Source organism: Sulfitobacter sp. 1A12056 (assembly GCF_043558125.1).
Lineage (GTDB): Bacteria > Pseudomonadota > Alphaproteobacteria > Rhodobacterales > Rhodobacteraceae > Sulfitobacter > Sulfitobacter faviae.
The window spans coordinates 1-13,971 of sequence record NZ_JBIFFY010000013.1 but is presented as its reverse complement, the minus strand read 5'-3'; the positions used below and the strand labels follow the sequence as shown (position 1 = coordinate 13,971).

The following is a 13,971-nucleotide window of genomic DNA, read 5'->3' as shown; positions in this document are numbered from 1 at the left end:
GTTGTGGACAAGTCGGTCAATTTTTATGAATCAGGCGGCTTCTGTGTCGTCCGCAGGATCGCGGGCGACCAGATGACCGGGGGCCACCTCGATCATCTGGTGAATGGCAGGGGGTTGGCCGATAGGCCGCACCGGACTGGGCACTTCGCCGGTAATAAGCGGTCGGCTGCGCTGACGGATCGAAGGGTCCGGCACGGGCGCTGCGGCCATGAGCCGCTGCGTATAGGCGTGCTGAGGGTTCTCAAAAACCTCACGCCGGGGTCCACTTTCGACGATTTGCCCCAGGTACATCACAGCGACACGCTGGCTAATGCGTTCGACCACCGCCATGTCATGGCTGATGAAAAGATAGGCCAGACCAAAGCGTTTCTGCAGATCCATCATCAGGTTGATCACCTGCGCCTGTACCGAAACATCAAGCGCCGAAACCGCTTCATCCGCGATAATGAGTTTAGGATCAGTGCCCAAAGCGCGGGCAATGGCGATACGCTGGCGCTGTCCGCCCGAGAAAGCATGCGGATAGCGGCTGGCATGATCTGCGCTTAGCCCCACCTCTTCAAGCAGCCACACCGCCTTATCAAAGGCGTTTTGCTTGGTCTCAAGACCATGCAGCAACATTGGCTCCGCGATGGAGTAGCCCACCGTCAGTCTCGGGTTAAGCGAGGCGTAGGGATCCTGAAAGATAAACTGCACCTCCCGGCGCAATCTTTGCAATTCAGAGGTCGAAAGCTGCGTAAGGTCTTCGCCGGCAAAGGTCAGCCGGGTCGACGACGCCTCGACCAGTTGCAAGATCGACCGACCGGTGGTCGATTTTCCACAACCGGATTCACCGACCAGACCCAGCGTTTCGCCCGGCCAAATATCCAGATCAAGCTGTTCCACCGCATGGACCCGTTTTTTGACCCGGCCAAACAGGCCTTCACCAATATCGAAACGGGTCGTCAGCCCACGCACCGACAATAGCGGCGGGGCGCTATAGTCAATCGCGGCGGTCGGCGTTGGCGCGATATCTGTCGCGTCTTGACCCGGAATAGCAAAGGGCTGCGGTGTATCGGTGCCGCGCATCGACCCCAGCCGCGGCACGGCTTTGAGCAAGGCTTGGGTATATGGGTGCTGCGGGGCGTTGAAGATGGTCTCGACGTCGCCCTCTTCTACCTTTTCGCCCCGATACATGACGATAACGCGATCAGCGATCTCGGCCACCACGCCCATGTCATGGGTGATGAAAAGAACTGACATGTTCTCTTCGTCCTGCAATTCACGGATCAGCCGCAAGATTTGCGCCTGTATAGTAACGTCCAGCGCGGTGGTGGGCTCATCCGCGATCAGCAATTGCGGGCGGCAGGACAGGGCCATGGCAATCATCACACGTTGACGCATCCCGCCCGAAAGCTGATGCGGATGGCGCTTCATTACCTGCGCGGCGTCCGGAATGCGCACCTTGTTAAGGGTCTCAAGCGCGATGGCACGGGCCTCGCTTCGGCTTTTATTTTGGTGGGTTACCACAGCTTCGACGATCTGATCCCCAATGGTAAAGACGGGGTTGAGCGAAGTCATGGGCTCTTGGAAAATCATCGCGATATCATCGCCGCGCATCAAACGCGCGTTCTCCATATCAAGACTGCCGATATCAATCACGCTGTCGTCGCGTTTGCGAAAGGAAATATTTCCGCCCACAATCCGCCCTCCGCCAAATTCGACCAATCGCATAACCGACAGAGCGCTGACTGATTTCCCAGAGCCGGATTCTCCGACAATCGCGACAGTCTCGCCTTTATTGACGTGCAGGCTCAGTTTTTTGACAGCCCGCATCTCTGAACCGGGCTTGCCAAAACGGACATCAAGGTCCGCGATTTCGAGCAGTCGGTTCGATTGCATAAGACATGTTCTCCCACGGCGCTTGTGCATTGACGCGATAGAAACCGCCGAACCGAGCAGAGACCAACGCCAAAACGGCATTGACTATGCATATTAGGCATAGTTCTACCCTTGCGGGAAGGCAGCATTCGTGGAGAGGTAATGATATGGATATCAAATGGATCGAGGACTATCTGGTTCTAGCTCGGGCCCGGAACTTCTCCAGAGCGTCTGACGAGCGCAACGTCACGCAACCTGCCTTCAGCCGTCGGATACGGGCGCTTGAAACATGGCTTGGCGTCCCGCTGTTTGATCGCCGCACCTATCCGATCACCCTGACGGAACAAGGCCGAGCCTTCCGCGAGACAGCGGAACTGGTCCTATCCTCCCTCCATACGGACCGCGCTGAGTTCTTGCAGCAGGTTCATCATTCTCGCCCCGACCTGCGCATCGCGGCGGCAACCACGCTGAACCTTAATTTCATACCCGAATGGCTCAAAAGCCTTGAGCAGCAGACGGGGCATTTGACCACCCATATTTCTACGCAGAACTTCCACGATATGGTGCAGCAACTCGCCGATGGCATGGTGGATTTCGTGATGCAATACGCCTATGCCGATGCGGCGCTACTGTTTGAACAATCGCGCTTCGACTCCCGTGTCTTGGCGCATGACCTGCTGATTATGACGTCCCCGGTCGATGCCGCGGGGGCGCCGCTCTTTGATCCGAGCAAAGCTGGCCCCGAGCATCCGCCCCTGCCCTATATGGGCTACTCAAGGGATGGATATTTCGCTGATATCGAAGCGTTGCTTCTGAAACGCCACCTGAAAACCGGCCCCACGCTTGAACGGTTGGGCCAAAGCCCCACCTCCGAAGTCCTCAAGCGTATGGCCTTATCCCACGGTGCCCTTGCTCTGCTCCCGGAAAGCTGCGCGCGGGATGCGCTTGATCAGGGGCAGTTGGTCCGGGTCGGCGGTGAGGATTGGACGACGGCGCTCGAAGTGCGGCTCTATCGTTTGCGCGGCAGCAGACGCGCTGCGGTTCGCAAGATATGGCAGGCCACCACCCCCATCGAAGAAAACAACACCCCCATGGGAGAAAAAGCATGAAAATCTTCATCTCGGTCGATATCGAAGGGATCGCAGGCGTGAGCGAACAACTGCAAGGCCAGCGCGGCAACCCCGAATACGAAGTAGCGCGGCGGCTGATGACAAAAGAGGCAAACGCTGCAATTGCAGGTGCTTTTGACGGCGGTGCGACATCGGTCACTGTGGCGGACTCGCACGGGCCAATGCGCAATATGATCGCCGAGGAGCTTGATTATCGGGCCGAGTTGGTTTCAGGCAAACCTCGACCGCTTTCGATGATCCAGGGGCTTACAGAAGCCTACAGCGGCGTCGTGCTCATCGGATATCACGGCGCGGCAGGAGAGTTTGGCGTGCTTGCCCATACGATCTCTGGGCTGGCCTTTGCCGAAATCCGCATGAACGGAGAGATTGTCGGCGAGCCAACCCTCTTTGCCGGTTACGCCGCCGAGATTGGTGTCCCGCTGCTTGCGGCAAGTGGCGACGACCACCTGTGCAAAGAGATCGCGCATCAATTTCCCCATGCCATTCAAATCACGACGAAGACGGCACTCGGCGCCCACGCCAGTAAGAGCCTTTCTCCCGCCGTGTCGCGGAGGCGTATTCAAGAAGCGGTCACCAAAGCGGTACAGACTGCTGAAGGCACTAATATATCACAACCCTGCACGCCACCATTGACGGTAGAAGTCCGAATGATGCGCCAGCTTTATGCCGACGCTGCCGCGCTTCTTCCGCAGATTGAGCGCTTGTCCGCAAATCATATTCGATTCACAGCGGTCAATCATACCGAAGCGATCGGCACACTTTCCGCGCTCGCCTTGATGACTTCTGCGTTATAAAAACAGCAATGTTTAGGCTAAATTCTTATATAGTGATTTCATAGGGCATCTCACCTTGTATCTAAGGTGAATCCGCTAGCTTCAGAATAAGACCAGCGTTCGTCCTCCCGTCCGGGTTGCGCCAAGGCCTGTTACCCGATTATACAGTGGCCGCGGATGTCCGGAATGGTGAGGCGCGCTGCAGTATGGGTACCCACCGACCAATTGCATTATTGGGCCGAAACCGCCGAATGAGGTGTATCGGATGGCATTGCTCGCCGCCAGTATCGATCACCCTGTGAAGCTGTTCGGAAAAACGTCCGGGCCGGGCCAGCAACTTACAGCGATGCTTTAAAGATTGGCGGTTGCACAAGTAAGACGTTCCTGCACGACATTGAACGGCAGGTGTAAACTCAGGGGCGTTGAGCTCACCGAACCGCGTGCGGAAGCCACAAACGCAAACGGCCTAGAGTTGCCTTTGACGCACATCTCAAGCAATGTCTAAGCCCCCCTCCTGAAGGGCTCATCCTAGGAATCAATTGCGCAGCGTTTACAGCTAAGCTTGACTGGAGTGGCTCATAAGCGTGGCCAACGTTGTTATAACTTGAGCATGAACGGACGACTTAGGTATCAGTATTCTCTCCAGAACGCCCTCAGCCTTTTGAACAAGGGACCAGCGGGGGCAGGTCAATACCAATGGCCGTCCTGTTCGCCTGTTCATCACCGCAGGATAGTGTCCCGAGAGTTCTTACATATTTACAGGCGCACTATATTCCCGCCTATTGGGGCCTTCCCATCATTAAGCGCAACGGCTCGTACACCATGACAGTTTTACCTTCTTGATTGCGAACCGTATTGCGTGTTCGCACTAGACCACGGTCGCCTTTGCTTTCTTGGCGTACACTGAGCACTTCCATTTCGACATCAATCGTATCGCCAGCTTGGACAGGCCCTTTAATGTCTAGTGTGGAAAGCCCAAGGAAAGCTAAACCCGTTTCTTGAGCTGTGGCATTGAGGGCCAGCGCCTCTGCTACCGAAAGCACTAACGCACCGGGTGACGGTTCGCCCTTCAAGGTGCTTTCGGTTTTACGGTATTCCGCATTGGTGAAAAGCACTTCGACCATACCGGCCAGACCGACGAAGGTGCTGATATCCGCCGAGGTGATAGTGCGGCCGTATGTTGAGTACCGATCGCCTACTGTCAGTTCTTGCCAGTAAAAGCCACGGCCTAGGCGAATGGGTGTAGGCGTCATTGATCTTCTCCGTATTTTGCCACGAGGTCCAGAACCCGCTTTGCACGCTTGAGATGCGGCATATCAATCATTTGTCCGTCGATGCTGACCGCACCCACATTAGGGTTGCTCGCCAGCACCTTCGTGATCCGTTGGGCCAGCGCAATTTCAGAAGCCGTTGGTAGGAACGCCTGATTGATGATCGGCACTTGCGCGGGGTGGATTGCCATCTTGCCGGTGAACCCGTCGCGCCGGGCGGCGTTGCATTCCTCCTCCAGCCCGGCGAGATCCCGGATGTCGGTCCAAACCGTGTCGATGGGCTGGCACTTTGCGTGCATCGCACCGGCCAACATTAGATTGCGGGCCAGCGCGAACGGGCCAGTCAAAGCTCCGGCCTCGTCGCGTGACGCTGTGCTTCCCAAGTCTGCCGATAAATCTTCTGCCCCCCAGGCCAAGCCGTGGAGGTGTGTCTCCAGCCCGGCATACTGGCCTAGGCCGAACAAAGAGCCGGCGGTTTCCGTAGCGATAGCCAGGATTGGCGGGCAAGCGTTGCCGGCCATCTCGATTAGGTCGCGGACCGTGCCGCCGTTTTCGGATTTTGGCAGGACCAGCCCATCGGCGCGTCCATTGATCGCTGTCGCGACATCTTGTGTGCAATAGGCGCTGGATATGGGGTTTACCCGCACCCATAACTGCGCGCTCCGATCAAGCGTAGAGAGGGCGTTTGCCACTGCCTCGCGTGCCTCTTCCTTTTTTTGAGGCGCAACGGAATCTTCGAGATCTAGGATTATGGCATCGGCGCCCACGCGCACTGCCTTTGCCATCATGTCGGGGCGGTTGCCCGGGACGAAAAGCCACGATCGCATCAGTTTGCCTCCTGCGCTAGACGTGCGCGCATAAGCGCAGAACGACGGCAGGAAGCAACCAAAGTTGCGTCCTGTTTGTAGGCGCGATGGATGAGCTCCACGATACCCTGACCGGCGCGCGACTTTGAAGCCCGTGCTGAGATTACTTCAGTCTCCACCCGCAGGCTGTCGCCATGAAAGACCGGCGCCGGAAATATCACATCAGTCATTCCCAGATTGCCGACAGTAGTGCCCAGTGTGGTTTCATGAACCGAAATACCGATCATGATCCCCAACGTCAGAAGCGAGTTAACTAGCGGCCTACCCCATTCTGTTTGAGCGGCGAAGTTCCGATCAATGTGCAGCGGCTGGGGGTTCATCGTCTGGGTTGAAAAAGCAATATTGTCAGCTTCGGTGACAGTGCGTGTGATCGCATGCGAGATAACCATGCCAGGCTTAAATTCTTCTAGCCACAGACCTGCCATCCTATTCCCCTTCCTCTGGTGGCGGGGCCTGGACGACGCCGCGCTTTATCATGTCGTGAACTGTGGTAGCCTCGTAACCGAGTTCCTGAAGCACACTGATCGAATTCTCACTAAGCAGCGGCGCAGCTCTGTCTACGGTGGTGTGAGCTCCATTGACCTTTACCGGCTGGGGCACCGACCGCGCTCGGCCAGTTGTATCATCTGTAACACCAAAGAAATTGACAGCCTGGAGGTGTGGATCCTTCAGCAGGTCCCCCAAGGAACTAACCCGCGAATGCGGCACATCCAGCCGCTCAAAGGTGTTGATCCAGTCGTCGGTACTACGCTTTGGCATTACTTGAGCGAGGATTTCATACATCTCCGCCACATGGCTTGATCGACTTGAGGCGCTTTTAAACCACTCCTGATCGATCACGTCGGCGCGCCCGATCTCCTCAAGCGTGCTGCGCCAGTGAGCTTCGGTATAAGGAAGAACCGCGACCCAACCGTTAGAGCTTTTAAACGGCCGGCGATGGCGGTTGAGCAGCCGGCGATACCCTGGTTTAGCGTCCTGTTCGAACGATGCCGCGGCAAGATGCTCGGTCATCACGAAAGAGGTCATAACCTCGAACATTGGAACCTCGATTTCAACTCCCTGTCCCGTTTGGGCTTTGTTGTATAATGCTGCGGAAATGGCATTGGCCGCGTAGAGCGCTGCCACCTTATCTGCGATCACGCCCGGCACATATGCGGGCTCGGCACCTGTGTATGTCGGCAAGTGCGCAATACCTGATGCTGCCTGAATAACGTCGTCATAGGCTGGACGATCAGCATAAGGGCCATCGCTGCCAAAGCCGATGGCGGAACAATAAATGAGGCCGGGGTTTATGGCGCGCAGTGTCGCGGCATCGAACCCGAGTTTGCGCACCGCCTTCATACGCATGTTGTGCAGGAAGACATCCGCCTGCGATATCAAGCGCTTCAAGACCTCGCGGCCCTCTTGTGTTTTCAAGTCTATAACGATGCTCTGTTTGTTGCGATTGCAGTTCACAAACATCGAGCTTTCGCCGGCTTCTGAACGAGGCTCGACATGTCGTGCTAGATCACCGCCGGGTGCCTCAATTTTAACAACGTCGGCTCCAAAATCTGCAAGTATCTGGCCCGCCATGGGACCCAATACAATCGTGGTCAGTTCGACCACGCGAACGCCTTTTAGAAGATCAAACACAATGGCCTCTGACGGGTTAGGGTAAGGTTCGGGAAATCGGCTTACGATACGCGCGGCGACGAAAGTTTCCGTCGCCGCTATTGGAGGATTTACTCGTTCGCGACCCGTAGCTTTTCGACTTCGCTGCGGAAGGCCGCAAGCGCTTCGCTGCCCTTCTTGTCCCGGCTGTCGAGGTTTTTAGCCCAATCTTGGGCAACGGTTTCGAAGGATGCGTTCAGCCGCGCTGTCTCATCGTCAGAGAGACTGAAGACATTAACACCCTTAGCAGAGAGGTTGTCGGCGAACTGAACCTCTGCTTCGTCAAACGCCAAGCAAGCGCTTTCCGTCACCTCTTGCCCGACGCGGGTCAGGACTTCCTGAACATCCTGGGGAAGGCTGTCCCACTTCTTTTCCGAGATCGAATAGGTAATCCCAACGGTGCCAAAATTCGCGTTCCGTGTAGCCGACCCGACGATCTGATCGAGACCATATGAGAAGGTAGAGGTGAAGGGCAAAAGAGCACCGTCAATTGTGCCTTTTGTCATGGCATCAAAAATCTCCGGCGGCGTCATGCGCACAGGAACGGCTTCGACCGACTGTAGCGACAATTCCATCGCGCCAGCATTCGAACGCAGCTTCATACCGTCGAATTCATCCAACGAGCCCACGCCTGCCCGTTCTGAGAAAATTGCCTGGTAAGGTGAGAGTGCGACGTTGTAGAGCACGCGAACGCCAGCAGGCTGAAACTCGAGTTCGTCGAGCATCCCACCGGGTTGCACGAGGTTGCGGAACGCCAGAGATCCTTCGCAAGAAGATGCGATTTCGCCGGGCAGCTCAACGACGCCACCCAAAGGCATCTTCTCAGATACATAGGATGGCACGATATAGCCGATGTCTGCGATTCCGGCCTGAGTAATGGAAAGGATGTCCTTTGCTTTAGCAAGCTGCTGAGCAGGATAGTGTTCGAAGGCAACGCGGTCGCCCAAGTCTTCCTGCACTCGCGCCATGAACACGTCAGTCGTATTCTTGGTGATGATGTGGTCCGCTGGCAGACTGTCGGCGATCTTCAGTGTAACCTCTTGCGCAAACGCCGGGTTGATAGCGCTTACCGCCAGCAAAGAGATCGCGGTTAGGGTCGTTTTCATGATTTTACTCCTCCAGTTCATCATGTTTGGTAGAAATTGCCCCTAGCACTCCACGCGAGCGCCTTCTCCGTAAGGGGGGGCGTAACAAATGAGCACACGCACCGGCGTCTCACCAATGGCGGTGAAAGTGTGCGGCATGTCGGCGGCGAAAAAACAGCTTTCTCCTGGCCCAATCTCTTGTTTGTGCGACCCGATGGTAACGTCCGCGCGGCCTTCGAGCATCCAGCAGAACTGATCAATTCCCGGATGGAAATGTGCGCTGGCGCCTTGGCCCGGCTCGATCCGTCCGATCAGAACTTCCATTTGGGTTGCGCCGGTTTCAGGAGAAACGAGACGACGATTTACAGTTCCGGAGTGTCCGCTTGGCGCATAGGGCTGCGCCATGTCTTCGGTCATGAAAAAAACGGATGGGTCCAGATCTGCAGCCTTTGGTTGCGTCATTTTCAGTGTCCTTTTTAGTTGTTTATTGTGCTGGGAAGCCACAGAACCAGCTGTGGAAACGCGATAAGCAATGCGATGATGATCAGATGGGTTACCACATGTGGCGCGACGCCACGGAAGATCTCTGATAGCGGTCTTCCGGCATAGCGGGCTACCACAAAGATGTTCATGCCCAGAGGCGGTGTGATCATGCCTACCTCAGCGGAGACGACGACGATCACGCCGAACCAGACCGGATCAAAACCCAGGGTGACGATGGCTGGCACCATGACGGGAACAGTCAGGATCAGAATGGCGAGCTGATCCATGAAACAGCCAAGAACCAAGTAGAACAGGATGATCCCGGCCATCACGACATAGGGCGAAACGTTCAGCGTGGTGATCCACGTCACGAACTGTGGGGTTATCTGCCCCAATGTCAGGACATAGCCGAAGATGTGAGCGCCGATGATGATTAGGAAAATCATACATGTCGCGCGCACTGCACGAGACAGGGCGCCCCAAGTTCTTGCCCAGGTCAGCGAACGAAAAGCGGCAGCGATGACGAATGCTCCGAATGCCCCGAGGCCAGCGGCCTCCGTGGGTGTTGCAACCCCGAGATAGATCGCCCCTGTTACACATGCGAGTAAGGCGAGCATCGGGCCAATCTCGCGCAGGGCAAAAAGCTTTTCGCGCAGTGACCAACGCTTTGCCGCTGGGGCAATGGATGGATCGCGCGCCATGAGGGCGTAGATCGTTACGATGATACCAAAGGTCACCAGAACCCCGGGGATAACGCCGCCAATCAGCAGCGACGCGATATTCACTTCGACGATAATGCCGTACAAGACCAAGGCAATCGAGGGCGGGATGAGCATGGCCAAAGTGCCCGAGACGGCCACCACGCCAGCTGAAAATTTGGCCTCATAGCCAGCTTTTTGCATGGCGGGTATTGATGTCGACGACAGAGCCGCAGCGGCCGCAGTTGAAGATCCAGAGATTGCACCAAAGCCAGCCCCGGCAAGGGCCGTGGCAACAGCCAGACCACCGGGCAAACGGCCAACCCAGATCGTAATCGCCTTGAACATCCGATCGGCGATGCCGCTTACGATCACAAACTCGGCCATCAGGATGAACAGCGGGACGGCGATTAGCTCATAACCGTTGGTCGTGGACAGTGGAGTGGTTGCTAGAACCGACAAGGCTGAGTTGAATCCGACAATAGCGACCAGTCCCACCATGCCTGAAAAGGCAAGCGCGAGACCAACCGGAACCCCGAGGAACAGAAGAAAGAGAAGTCCGACAACGACAATCAGCGAGATCATAATGTTTCTTCCCCGGGTTCGGTGTGTTGAGCCCTAGAAGGCTTTTCACCGGTGAGAACGACTCGGATGGCCAAAAAGAGGCGCGCCAAACAGACAAGGGCCATCGCTACCGATCCGACCGGCACTAAGATGTAACTGAGCCATGCTGGCCAGGGCACAATGCTGGCGATCCGCTCGCTGTTAACAAAGCTTGTCCATGCTCTGTCCCATGACACCCAGATAAGAAGTGAGAAGATGAACAGGCCGATGGTAGCACTGACTGCATCTGTCACGGCACGTTTTCGAACTGATAGGCGCAACACGAGAAGATCGACAGCGAGGTGCTCGTCGCGCCAATACGTTGGACCGACACCAAAGAAGAAAAGAGCGGGTGTCAGGTACAGGACGACGACGTCATGTGCGAAGAACACTGGCTTGCCAATGCCGTAGCGCAAGGAGACATCCGCGACGACGAGAAGCGTCAATGCTGCGATGGCAGTAACGGCAAAAGCGGTGAATGCCGTGTCGATGATGTGCATGGTTTTATTAATCATTTGATGCCTCCCGACCCGCTTATCTGGTCGCGGAGCGCCTTTATTGATCGAGTAAGCGCCTCGGCAATTGAGGCATGCTGGCCTTCCATGCGATAGTTCGGCCCGGCTACCGACAAACCAAGCTGGCGGCCTGCGACCTCCAGCATAACCCCCACGCCCGAAACCTCAGGAGTGAACTCGGTCGCGTTAAGGAACCAGCCACGCTGGCGGCCCTCAACGATCATTTGCAACAACTTGTCCGGATCGGTCACAGAATTCTCGTTGGCACCGGAGTAGTCCATCGCCTCGAGTTCAGCCATTAATGCCTTGTCATCGAGCGCGGCGAGCAACGCCTTTCCAGAGGACACAGCATAGATGGGACGCCGTTCACCGGGCTCAGCCGAGTATCGCACCCCCTGATCGGAAACCATTGTATCCAGGTAGATTAGGTCGTTACCGTCGCGAGCTGCCAGCAGCACCGTTTCTCCGGTTTCGGAGCGTAGTTTGGCCATTTGGTCGCGCACGCTTGCAAGAACCGGATCGCCATCAATGATGTTCTGGCTAACGTCGAATAGCCTCCGGGTAGGATAGAACCCACCTCTTGGGCGCACCTCGAATAGGTATCCCTGTTCACGCAGCGTCTTAATTAGATTGCTGGTGCTAGAGACCGGTAGCGACAGGGCCGCCGACAGCCGCGTCAATGTTGCAGGCACTCGTTCGTCCGAGAAAAATTCGAAAAAACGCAGCACGTTTTCGACCTGCTTTACAGACATACTTTCCCCCCATTTTAGCCGTGCATCCTTCCTCAAAGACGCAGATCTTTTCACATATGTGAAAAAAATTTCTTGTGTAGAGAATTTCGTCAAACACGGTATCTGTCAAGAACAAAGATTTAGAGGGTAGCGACGACACAGGTAGCTCGAGAAGCCGCCGAGTTTTGCCTCAATTGGAACAACGGTGCGGGGGGGGGGCGGCTGGACTACATCCCGGCGCGGTATCAAGTGATTGTCACGGTCCGCCCGAAGTACGCCCGCCCCAAAGGACGCGCGGGCGTAGTTCAGGCGAAAGCTCCCGCGCATCTTCTGGAGGGCAGCTGGCCCACTGAGGCGCTGCTGGCGCAGATCGCCGTGTCCAAGCATTCAGAGTATATGCCGCTGAACCATCAAGCCGTTGTCATGGCGCGGCAGGGCGTACTAAACGACCGATCGGTCTTCGCCGACTGGATGGGTCGGACCGGTACACTGATCGCAGCGGTGGTGGATCGAATGGCGATACCGCTGAAACAAGGCAGTACCCGGCCGTATATCGATAAGACGACGGCTCCCGCTTTGGACCCCGGACGTGGCAAAACCAAGACTGGCTACCTGTGGGCGGTGCTGCGCGACGATCGCGGCTGGAACCGGGGCCAATCCAGGGGGCGGGCATCCCGCCCATCCCGCTAGGCTTCTCATTTCATATCCGGAAAAGGTCCTCGCAAGCCCTGTCAAGACTCAGATTTCCTACCCAAAATCAAGCTATGGTACCGGCTACGCCTAACTTGATAGTTCCGTGCCATTTCTCTGGTAGAGGTCAAAAACTCCTAGGCCATCCAGAATGGCTAAAGTCTGTCGGATTGTCATGCCACCATCCAACAGCGCGCGTAAGGCCTGCACATCCTGCACACGGACCTCCCGAATATCTTCATCTGCCCCCCGTTCCGGGGAGATGAAATGTATATTTGTGACATATAAGGTTTCACCGTCGACCTCCTCAACACCCGTTGCGATGAATACGGACGAACCAACCTGCTCTTTCCCTTGCGCCATAGCCTCAACAAAGAGATGATCGTAATAGACCTCATGATCACGACCGCTTATCTCCTGCCGAAAGCCCACTAAAATTCCATTCTCAGCGATAGGATGGACTTTATGAGCAGACATTTCGCTCCAGCTGTTGAAGCCATACTGCTTTGCGATTTCATCCAGCGCCTCGTGAAGCTTGAGGTTTTTCGCTTTCTTTAGCGCCTTCGCATTCTGCCTGAGCAACGACATTGGTGTTCCATCGCTCAAGAATGTGAGGCCTTCTAACTTATTTCTATCTGATTTCATTGTCATTTTCCAGGAACCAATATTCTTAGGGAGCGCCACCAGTATCTGTGATTACAATTAGGTCGCTTTGACATGTGGCCTCAAGAAGCATGAGGTCAGCCGATTTAGGACCCATCGAGGCTCTCCCAAATACCTGCGTCGATCAGATACTCACTCTCTGACCGGAGAAACTCCCGACAATATCCTACGCTTATGTTTCGGACATCGGTTTGCCCAACCATGGCGCGCAGCCGGCGATGCGAATGGCCACAAAACCAAGCTGAGGGGGCAAACCTGTCAATCAGGTCTGTTAAGTCAGAGTGGAATGCGGGGGTAAGGCCATCTACTGACCCTGCGACCGACAGATGCGGCCCATGATGGGTTGCGACAACCGTGCGGCCGGCCTCCCCGCAAGGGTGGGGGGACATCAACTTGTCTTCAAGCCATTTGCGATGGTCGCGGTGAACGGCAAGCGTGTCCGCGGGCTCTATTTCCCTTGCTAAAGGTTGCCGCGTGACTCCGCTCCCTTCAGCAGAACCTACGGAGAAATCAATCCAGATACGAGAATAGTCCCGCATGACGCTTCCGGCGATCCTCATCGCCGTTTCAGGATCCCCCAAGAGATCGAAGTCCGTCCACATCGTGCAACATAGGATGCGGGTGTCGCCATGGTGTAATTCCTCTTTCTGCACGTAATGTGCGCCGACGGACCGCGCGTGTTCAGCAAGCAGATGGTCGTCCGCAAGTGTGCCGCCGTAATAATCATGGTTTCCGGGCATCACATAGATGCGCTCCGGAGCGACATGCGGTGTTATTTGAGCGAGCCCCCGGATCCATCTCGGTGCTGGCCCATCCGTAAGGTCCCCGGCTATGATAAGCGCATCAAGCGTGTCGTTCACGATGCCATGAAGCCCCAGCGGGTTGTGTCCCAACCCGTGGTGTATGAGGCCGCGCGCGAAGCCTTCGGCTTAGCGCAGCGCGCGGCCGGGCTGGCG

Annotated in this window: 14 protein-coding genes and 1 pseudogene; 3 read left to right on the top strand and 12 right to left on the bottom strand. The window is 56.1% G+C overall.

Annotated elements, in window-relative coordinates; all coding sequences use genetic code 11:
• Positions 1–30 precede the first annotated feature (30 nt).
• Positions 31–1,908 (bottom strand): dipeptide ABC transporter ATP-binding protein, encoded by a 1,878-nt coding sequence (locus ACGYLD_RS17000; protein WP_394403294.1) that lies wholly within the window; start codon positions 1,906–1,908, stop codon positions 31–33.
• Between the two features lie 116 nt (positions 1,909–2,024).
• On the opposite strand from ACGYLD_RS17000, the gene ACGYLD_RS16995 reads away from it, so the two are divergent.
• Positions 2,025–2,966: a LysR family transcriptional regulator gene (locus tag ACGYLD_RS16995; protein ID WP_394403293.1), complete on the top strand. Its 942-nt coding sequence runs from the start codon at positions 2,025–2,027 to the stop codon at positions 2,964–2,966.
• Positions 2,963–3,781, top strand: coding sequence for a M55 family metallopeptidase (locus tag ACGYLD_RS16990; protein WP_259982637.1), 819 nt, complete (start codon positions 2,963–2,965; stop codon positions 3,779–3,781). Before ACGYLD_RS16995 ends, ACGYLD_RS16990 begins: the two co-directional genes overlap by 4 nt.
• A 758-nt stretch (positions 3,782–4,539) precedes the next feature.
• Here the strand turns inward: ACGYLD_RS16990 and ACGYLD_RS16985 are convergent.
• The 9 genes from ACGYLD_RS16985 to ACGYLD_RS16945 all read right to left on the bottom strand — a co-directional run bounded on the left by ACGYLD_RS16985 (position 4,540) and on the right by ACGYLD_RS16945 (position 11,683).
• Positions 4,540–5,013: a MaoC family dehydratase N-terminal domain-containing protein gene (locus ACGYLD_RS16985; RefSeq protein WP_259982639.1), complete on the bottom strand. Its 474-nt coding sequence runs from the start codon at positions 5,011–5,013 to the stop codon at positions 4,540–4,542.
• Complete coding sequence (locus ACGYLD_RS16980) at positions 5,010–5,858, bottom strand: CoA ester lyase (protein ID WP_394403290.1); 849 nt, start codon at positions 5,856–5,858, stop codon at positions 5,010–5,012. The genes ACGYLD_RS16985 and ACGYLD_RS16980 overlap by 4 nt, the downstream gene beginning before the upstream one ends.
• The gene (locus ACGYLD_RS16975) at positions 5,858–6,322 is read right to left on the bottom strand and encodes a MaoC family dehydratase (protein ID WP_394403288.1); all 465 of its coding nucleotides are present in this window, start codon (positions 6,320–6,322) and stop codon (positions 5,858–5,860) included. Before ACGYLD_RS16975 ends, ACGYLD_RS16980 begins: the two co-directional genes overlap by 1 nt.
• Before the next feature lies 1 nt (position 6,323).
• Entirely contained in the window at positions 6,324–7,529 is a 1,206-nt protein-coding gene (locus tag ACGYLD_RS16970; RefSeq protein ID WP_394403287.1) for a CaiB/BaiF CoA transferase family protein, read from the bottom strand.
• A gap of 89 nt (positions 7,530–7,618) precedes the next feature.
• Positions 7,619–8,653: a TRAP transporter substrate-binding protein DctP gene (gene dctP / locus ACGYLD_RS16965; RefSeq protein ID WP_394403285.1), complete on the bottom strand. Its 1,035-nt coding sequence runs from the start codon at positions 8,651–8,653 to the stop codon at positions 7,619–7,621.
• 42 nt (positions 8,654–8,695) lie between these two features.
• Positions 8,696–9,094, bottom strand: coding sequence for a cupin domain-containing protein (locus tag ACGYLD_RS16960; protein WP_394403283.1), 399 nt, complete (start codon positions 9,092–9,094; stop codon positions 8,696–8,698).
• Between the two features lie 14 nt (positions 9,095–9,108).
• On the bottom strand, positions 9,109–10,398 hold the full coding sequence (locus ACGYLD_RS16955) for a TRAP transporter large permease (RefSeq protein WP_394403281.1): 1,290 nt from the start codon (positions 10,396–10,398) through the stop codon (positions 9,109–9,111).
• Positions 10,395–10,931, bottom strand: a complete 537-nt coding sequence (locus tag ACGYLD_RS16950) for a TRAP transporter small permease (protein ID WP_394403279.1) — start codon at positions 10,929–10,931, stop codon at positions 10,395–10,397. The genes ACGYLD_RS16955 and ACGYLD_RS16950 overlap by 4 nt, the downstream gene beginning before the upstream one ends.
• The gene (locus ACGYLD_RS16945) at positions 10,928–11,683 is read right to left on the bottom strand and encodes an IclR family transcriptional regulator (protein ID WP_394403277.1); all 756 of its coding nucleotides are present in this window, start codon (positions 11,681–11,683) and stop codon (positions 10,928–10,930) included. Before ACGYLD_RS16945 ends, ACGYLD_RS16950 begins: the two co-directional genes overlap by 4 nt.
• A gap of 198 nt (positions 11,684–11,881) precedes the next feature.
• Between ACGYLD_RS16945 and ACGYLD_RS16940 the strand changes: the two are divergent.
• Positions 11,882–12,310 (top strand): annotated as a pseudogene (locus tag ACGYLD_RS16940) (transposase); the annotation flags it as partial.
• A 132-nt stretch (positions 12,311–12,442) separates the two neighbouring features.
• On the opposite strand, the gene ACGYLD_RS16935 reads toward ACGYLD_RS16940, so the two are convergent.
• Positions 12,443–12,997: a hypothetical protein gene (locus tag ACGYLD_RS16935; protein ID WP_394403275.1), complete on the bottom strand. Its 555-nt coding sequence runs from the start codon at positions 12,995–12,997 to the stop codon at positions 12,443–12,445.
• Positions 12,998–13,101: 104 nt separating this feature from the next.
• On the bottom strand, positions 13,102–13,875 hold the full coding sequence (locus ACGYLD_RS16930; protein WP_394403273.1) for a metallophosphoesterase: 774 nt from the start codon (positions 13,873–13,875) through the stop codon (positions 13,102–13,104).
• Positions 13,876–13,971: the final 96 nt, after the last annotated feature.